The organism is Pirellulales bacterium (assembly GCA_035939775.1).
In the GTDB taxonomy this organism is placed as follows: Bacteria; Planctomycetota; Planctomycetia; order Pirellulales; family DATAWG01; genus DASZFO01.
In genome coordinates this window covers 1-6,453 of the sequence record DASZFO010000379.1, presented here as the reverse complement: position 1 = coordinate 6,453, position 6,453 = coordinate 1, and the positions used below count along the sequence as shown (strand labels likewise).

Here is a 6,453-nt window from a genome sequence, read left to right as displayed (position 1 = left end):
CCTTCCAGATGAATTTGCCGCCGTCCCATGTCAGATTAGTACTGTGCGATTCGATGTCCTTAAGATCAAACCGCATCGGCAACGGCTGATTGGTGTCGGTCGTCATCAGCACGTACACCCCGCACCGCGCCCCGCTGGCGGCGATGCTCGTCAACCGCCGGGCGGCGGCTTCCGTGAAGTTGACCGGGAAATTCGCGACGACCAAAACGCGGAACGCCTCGGCCACCTCGCCCGCGAAATCGTTGTATTCGGCGATCGTCTCGAAATCGTTCCGCAGATACTTTTGGATCACGTTTTCCATCTGCTCGGTCAGATCGGCCAGACGGGACTCGATTTGCTGGGGCTCCGTCCAGATGCGATTGGTCACGAGGATGTCGTCGAAATCGGCCAGGTGCATGAAGCCGGCGAAATTCTCCCCCAGCCCGACCGGATCGATGATCGTAAACCGCACCTTGCCGGGCGGGATCGTTGCCAACAGCCGCAACATCACCGCCTGGAGCACGTGTACCGCGGCCAAGCGTCCTTCGCCCGCGGCCCGGATCGACACCGACGCATTGTGGGGAAAGGGCAACAGCGCAGGGAGCGAGAGCACGGTCGGCCCCTCGGGCTTGAGCCGCTCATCGGCCGAAATCCCGCCGGGAACCTGGTCCATTCGCAGCGTGTAGTCGCCGAAGCGGATCGCCGGCGGCGGCGCCTTGGGGGGCGCCCATTCTTTCCACGCCGGATCGTCCCAGGCAGGAAAGAGCTTCTCGGCTTCGGCGGTCATTCCCGCCACGGTGCCGTAAAGCTGTCGCATTCCGTCACGCCATCGCGAGGCCATCGCGGTCCATTCCACCTCGTGGCGCGATTTGCTTTCACGCATCAACCGGTCATGGCGAGTTTGCGCGTCGGCCTGCTCGCGCTCGAAACGCTCGCGAGTTTTGACCAGCAAGTCCGGATATTTGTCTTTGGCGGCACGCAGTTGCGCGTCGCGACGCTCGACGAGCTGCTGCTCGCGGCGGTGGTAGGTCTCTTCCGCCTCGACGACCGCGCCGTCGCGGTCGCTAGTGAGTTCGGTCATCCGGGCCAAGTGCCGCTCATTCGCCTGGCGGATTTCGCTGCGGTGGCGCTTGGCCATTTTCGCCCGTTGCGCTTCGTAGTAGGCCTTGGCGTCAACGTGACAGCGCTCCTTAAGCTTTTCGGCATCGGCGACGCTTTGCCGGATATCGGCGCAGATCGCGGCTGCCGTTGTGCGGCCCAAGTGGTAAAGCCAAGTCAGCACCGCGACGATTGAGATACCCGCCACCAGCGCTCCGATGCCAAGGCGATACCACTCGCTCGCGGGAATTAAGATCCACGAAGCGATCATCGCAACGAAGAAAATGATGACTCCCGCGAACTGCGGACGCACGCCGACGAAAAACTTCGGCGCAGCGAGCCGCCGCAAATCCACCAGCCGTTGATTGGCCAACCCCACGCAATCGGAAAGCTGCTGAAATGGATCGTCCCCATCACCGGCCGGCTCCTGAATGGGAAGCGCTTCCCAGGCGGCAGTTTGCCGGCAAAGGTGCAGATGTTGCGAGACCTGCTCGACCACGCCCTTGAGCGCCTCGGCATTGGCGTTGATCTTCGCCTCGACGCGATTCAATTGCTCGACCAAGCCGGGATGACTCGCCTCGAACACGGTGGTCGCTTGCCAGGAATCTTGCTCGAGCTGCTTGGTCGCTTCTTGCTCGCGGGTTTCGTACCGTTCGAGCACTCGGGCGCGAGTTTCCGTCAGTTCGGTTTCGCTCAAGGCATGCTGCGCCTCGTATTCGCTCGTCGGCTGGCCGAGAGCCTGATCGAATTCGCGTTGCGTGGCGTCGGAATCAGCCTTGAAGCGCTTGGCGCTTTGCTCCTTCGCGGCGGAAAGCTCCTTCTCGGCCGCGTCGTTGCGGGAGAGAAACTCGGTTCGGATACGCTTTTCGGCCGCATCGCGGTCCGCCGCGAGCCGCTTGAGATCGGCCACGAGCGTCCTTTGAACCGCGATGGATAGCAGGCTGGACATTGGACGTATCAGTACCCCATGAGTATAACGAAGCTGCCGCCGTCTAATTGCACTCGCGCTGTGCCCGTTCCAGCACCTCGGCGAGCCGGGCGACGGCGTCGAGCGTCAGGTGGACCTTCGGCTCCAATGGCACGAGATGATCCTCCTCGAACCGGCGGCCGGCGGCATCCTGCCACTGGTCCTTCGTCTCATCCCAGTGCAAATAGAGATTCTTCAGGGCCCCGGACAGCTTCGCAGCGCCCGTCACCAGATCGCCAACAATCATGAGGGGGACTCTTCGTGGACCGCCGGGGAGTCGGAGGTCAGGTTGCTTTCGTCAATCGGCGGCGCGCCGACCTCGACGCCGACCACCGAATCGCTCTGTTCTGTTAGCCGCGTGTTCTGGTCGTCGCGCTCTTCGCGCGGCATCGCCATTGAGCCACTGCTCTCCACCTCCCCCAAGCGAGGTTCTGCCATCGGCCTGAGGGCCTTCGTGGAAATATAGTCATCGAGCGCGGCCAGAACGCGCTCCAAACTGGCCGTCGCCTTGGGTAGATCGATCTCGAGCAAGGCGTTGAATTGCGCCATCCGTCCGGCGTATTCGTTCAACTCGTGTTGAAGGGCGCGGGTCCATTTTTTTACCGCCTCGGCCTTGTCCTCGGCCAGCTTGAGCCGTTGCTGCGCCCGTTCGAGGGCTTTGCGTTCATCGATGCACGACGGAACATAATCGTCGATCCGTTTGAAGGTCCGGGCATGGTGCAACTCGTCTTTCGCTCGGACGACGGCGTCGTTTGCCCGGCGGATTTCATTGCGCCAGTATTGGGCCCGATCGACGGCGATCCAGTCATACGCCCGCCGAATCTCCGTCTCCAAGTTGGTCGTCCCCTGATTCGATTCCGCCACATACATCACGAGCGCATTCTTGAAGTTCTGAATAGCGGCGATCGAGTTGACGTAAGCCGGGCCCTGCATGGCGAATCACCGCTGGTGCAAATACTCTTCAACCCGCTCGGCCTTCCGAATCAAATACGGCACGTATTGATTGGTGGATTCCACGAACCGCCGCAGGACTTGAATCTGCTGCTCGAAATCCTCGAGAAACTTCTTGTGCTCTTGATCGCGCCACGTGGCTCCCAGGCCGCTCACCTGCCGCTGCACGACCGCCATTTGATTGAGCAATTCACCCGTGAACTGCTTGAGCTGATGAGCGAAGCGGCGGACTTCGCCGGGATCGACGACGGCCTTCGACATGAGGAACCTCTCGCGGATGAGACCGGCTCGCGCGGTGAATCGTCGCGGCCAGCTACTTTCCATCATACCGTAGACAGCAGACCGTAGACAGCGCATCGAGAACGGATTCCGGAGGCGGTTATTCGCTGCTATCTACGCGCCATCAGAGCTGTTCGCGGAGCCAGCCAGGACGATTGGTCGTGATCCGGTGGATGTCTAGATCCAGCGTGCGCCGCGCCTCTTCCGGCGAATCGACCGTCCAGACGCAGAGGTCCAGCCCCGCCTCCTTCGCTCGGGCAACCAATCCCGAATCCAGCCGAGCGGCCATCAAATCCAGCCCAGTCAACTCGGTGCGAACGGCCTCGGAGAGCATCGCCTCCGCATCGGGAAACCAAGCGCCAGATTGCGGATCGCGGAGAAACTCGACGACAAGGTAAGTCGGCGATTTTGGGAGCGCCCGGCGAACCTGCACCAGCACGGCAGACGAAAAGCAGATCACGACGATCCGCTCGTCCGCCAAGCCCACTTGGCGAACGCTTGCGGCCAACGGCCCGGCAATCTCTGCCCCGCATTTGATCTCGACATAGAACCGCTTACCGGCCGGCATCGTGGCCAAGAGTTGGTCGAGCGTCGCGATTCGCTCCCCGCGGAAGCGATCGCTCTTCCAACTGCCGAAATCGAGCGCCTGAAGCTCATCAAGAGAATGCTCCCGAACGCGGAGATCGACGCCGGCGATGCGGAGCGTCGAATCGTCGTGGATCGCGACGATCTGCCCGTCGCGAGTCAAGCGAAAATCGGCCTCGACGGCATCCGCCCCCTGCTCCCAAGCCAGCCGGACGGCCGAGACCGTATTCTCCGGCGCGTCCCAAGATGCCCCGCGATGGGCGATAAGTTCTAACGTCTTTACCGAGTCGTTCAACGAATCCATCCGTAGCATTCTACAGCCTCTTGTCGCATGATTGCGTGGATGGGACAATAGAATTATCTTCGGTGCAATCTGGAGGCAAACGTGACGCTACACGAGTTGGAAACCGTTGTAACCAGCCTACCCCCTGACGATCTAGCGGAATTCGCGCGCTGGTTCGAGGAGTTTTTCGCCGAAGCATGGGACCGCCAAATCGAAGCGGATATTCGCGCCGGGCGTCTCGACGAGGCGGCGCGTCAAGCCAATGCCGAATTCGACGCCGGGCGGTGTGAGCCGCTGTGAATCATCCTAGAATGCGCCGTCATCCTTGCCGCGGGCGGGGGGCGTGCGTGGGCGGAAACCGTTGGTGTCTGCGTCCGGAGCGGATGACCCGATGCCGGCGGCGGAATGCGGCGTGTAGCCCATCATGCCCAGGAATTTCTGCAGGCCGATCTGCTCCACTCCCAGTCGGGCGGCCTCCTTGCTGAGTCCCCCCGAAGCGCTGAGTCGCTCGGACACCACCGCTTTGTCGGCGGACTGTTCCCCCATAATCAGATAGCGGGTGTTGACCGTCATCTCTCCCTTGGACTTGAAGATCGTTTTGCCCTCGGCGCTCTTTTCCTCGACGAGTTCGACATCGACGATTCCGCCATTGGCGAGGATCAGGTCGTGCAGCTTCTTCGTTTGATCGCGTCCCACGCCGTCGATGTCGATGAAGCCGGCGATGGCGAAATGCTCGTGCTGGCCGGGATGCCAGCCTTGGGTGTGGATCATGTCGCCGGGCAAGAGCGGATTGTTGACAGGGTTCTCGACGATCCGCGCCTCGGCCTGATGAGGTCCGGTGACGTTGATCACTTCAATCTTCCCTTTGGCGACCCCCTTTTCCACGTCGGTCGTTCCAGGCGGGTAGGCGCTGAACGTGATCCGGCGGTGGAGCCCGTCGTCCCACCCGAGATTGATATAGGCCATCTCGTCGCGCTGATTGACCCAGGTGATTTGCCCGCCGGTCGCCGAAGGATCGAGATGAAAATACTTATTGTAGGCGTCCTTGATTGCGGCCAGGTCTTTGTTCGTCTTGTCCAATTGGGACCGCAACTCAGCGGTGCGCCGATCGTCGCCGGCCTTGAGTTCGTCGAGTTTCTTGTTCAAGTCGTTCTTGTCCTGAACGAGCTGCTCCTTGCCCGTTTTGAGTTCGTCGACGGCCGCCTTGTAGGCAGCTCGCTCCTTGTCCAGGTCGGCCACCGCCGCGTCACGGGCCGCCACGGCCTCGTTCAGTTTCGCCGTCGCCTTTTCCGCATCGGCCGCAAGCTGCTTCTTTAGATTCTTGATGTCGGTGTCGCGACTTTCCACGTCGGCATACTTGGCCTTGATCGTGGTGCCGAGTTCCGTATTGACCTTTAACAAGTTCTGCTGATCGGCCGGTAGCGCCGTAAGTCCGAGCGCAACGTACTGGCCGTTGATGCTGCTGCTCACATCGGTCTTGATCTTGCCTACGTCGTCGGTCGGGGCGCTGCCGATGATCGTCTTCAAGTCGGCGACGTCTTTGTCCGCCGCGGTCTTGCTGTCGTTGGCTTTGCTGGCATCAGTTTGGGCCGCTTTCATTTTTCCGTCAGCCTCCTGCCAGTTCTTGAAGAATAAATACGTCGTCACGCTCAGCAGAATCGTGAGCATGACAAAGCCGATTAGCGCGATCTGAAGACCTTGATTTTCCTTGGCTGCCATCGTGCGCTCTCCTCCGCGGGCCGAAGCCCGAACCTAAATTGTAAAACGAGCCTTGTGGCCGATGATAAGATGAGATTGCGAACCGCGGGCAAGCGGCAACGTGGCCCTGGAACCGCGCCCACTGTCGTCATGTCGGCGGACCAATGGCGATGCCTCCGGCCATCGGTATCGCGGCCGCGAGCCGATCGATAGCGCAAAGTACACCGCCAAAAGAACCTAAGTCGATCATAAACGCCCGCCAATGGGCTGTCAACAAAATGGCAATTTCGCCAATCTCTCGAACGGATTACCGCTGGCTTGTGAGCGGTGATGCGGCCCGCTGGCTCGAACTGGCATCGGGCTCCGCGGAACCGACCCCGGCGCTCGCCGGCCGACTACGGAAAGACCTTTCGGCCAAACGGACTCATTTGGTTCTGCAGCAGGCGGCGCTGAGACGGCGAGCGGCGGAGAAGTTCTCCCTCGCTCGGCGGATGTTCTTTTCGTCCGTCGGTTTGGAGCAAGCTACCGACGAACGAATCGCACAGTACAAAGTCGCCCGATTTCCGGCTGGCGCGGAGCGGGCCGATCTATGCTCCGGGATTGGCGGCGATCT

8 protein-coding genes are annotated in these 6,453 nt (G+C 61.0%); 2 read left to right on the top strand and 6 right to left on the bottom strand.

What is annotated here, in order from left to right:
* The 5 genes from VGY55_25160 to VGY55_25140 form a co-directional block, all read right to left on the bottom strand.
* A partial coding sequence (locus VGY55_25160; GenBank protein ID HEV2973281.1) for an FtsK/SpoIIIE domain-containing protein occupies positions 1-2,026 on the bottom strand: 2,026 nt, incomplete at its 3' end.
* A gap of 43 nt (positions 2,027-2,069) precedes the next feature.
* Entirely contained in the window at positions 2,070-2,291 is a 222-nt protein-coding gene (locus tag VGY55_25155) for a hypothetical protein (protein ID HEV2973280.1), read from the bottom strand.
* Positions 2,288-2,977, bottom strand: coding sequence for a hypothetical protein (locus tag VGY55_25150; protein HEV2973279.1), 690 nt, complete (start codon positions 2,975-2,977; stop codon positions 2,288-2,290). The genes VGY55_25155 and VGY55_25150 overlap by 4 nt, the downstream gene beginning before the upstream one ends.
* A 6-nt stretch (positions 2,978-2,983) precedes the next feature.
* Positions 2,984-3,256 (bottom strand): WXG100 family type VII secretion target, encoded by a 273-nt coding sequence (locus tag VGY55_25145; GenBank protein HEV2973278.1) that lies wholly within the window; start codon positions 3,254-3,256, stop codon positions 2,984-2,986.
* A 142-nt stretch (positions 3,257-3,398) separates the two neighbouring features.
* Complete coding sequence (locus VGY55_25140) at positions 3,399-4,154, bottom strand: glycerophosphodiester phosphodiesterase (protein ID HEV2973277.1); 756 nt, start codon at positions 4,152-4,154, stop codon at positions 3,399-3,401.
* Between the two features lie 90 nt (positions 4,155-4,244).
* On the opposite strand from VGY55_25140, the gene VGY55_25135 reads away from it, so the two are divergent.
* Entirely contained in the window at positions 4,245-4,442 is a 198-nt protein-coding gene (locus tag VGY55_25135) for a hypothetical protein (protein ID HEV2973276.1), read from the top strand.
* Between the two features lie 6 nt (positions 4,443-4,448).
* On the opposite strand, the gene VGY55_25130 is transcribed toward VGY55_25135, so the two are convergent.
* On the bottom strand, positions 4,449-5,861 hold the full coding sequence (locus VGY55_25130) for a hypothetical protein (protein HEV2973275.1): 1,413 nt from the start codon (positions 5,859-5,861) through the stop codon (positions 4,449-4,451).
* 257 nt (positions 5,862-6,118) lie between these two features.
* Here VGY55_25130 and VGY55_25125 point away from each other — a divergent pair.
* Positions 6,119-6,453: hypothetical protein (locus VGY55_25125; protein ID HEV2973274.1), on the top strand; the 335-nt coding region annotated here is incomplete at its 3' end.

Bases quoted from the DNA above. Each gene is read 5' to 3' on its own strand.
- VGY55_25155 (HEV2973280.1), bottom strand. From the start codon at position 2,291: ATGATTGTTGGCGATCTGGTGACGGGCGCTGCGAAGCTGTCCGGGGCC.
- VGY55_25150 (HEV2973279.1), bottom strand. From the start codon at position 2,977: ATGCAGGGCCCGGCTTACGTCAACTCGATCGCCGCTATTCAGAACTTC.
- VGY55_25145 (HEV2973278.1), bottom strand. From the start codon at position 3,256: ATGTCGAAGGCCGTCGTCGATCCCGGCGAAGTCCGCCGCTTCGCTCAT.
- VGY55_25130 (HEV2973275.1), bottom strand. From the start codon at position 5,861: ATGGCAGCCAAGGAAAATCAAGGTCTTCAGATCGCGCTAATCGGCTTT.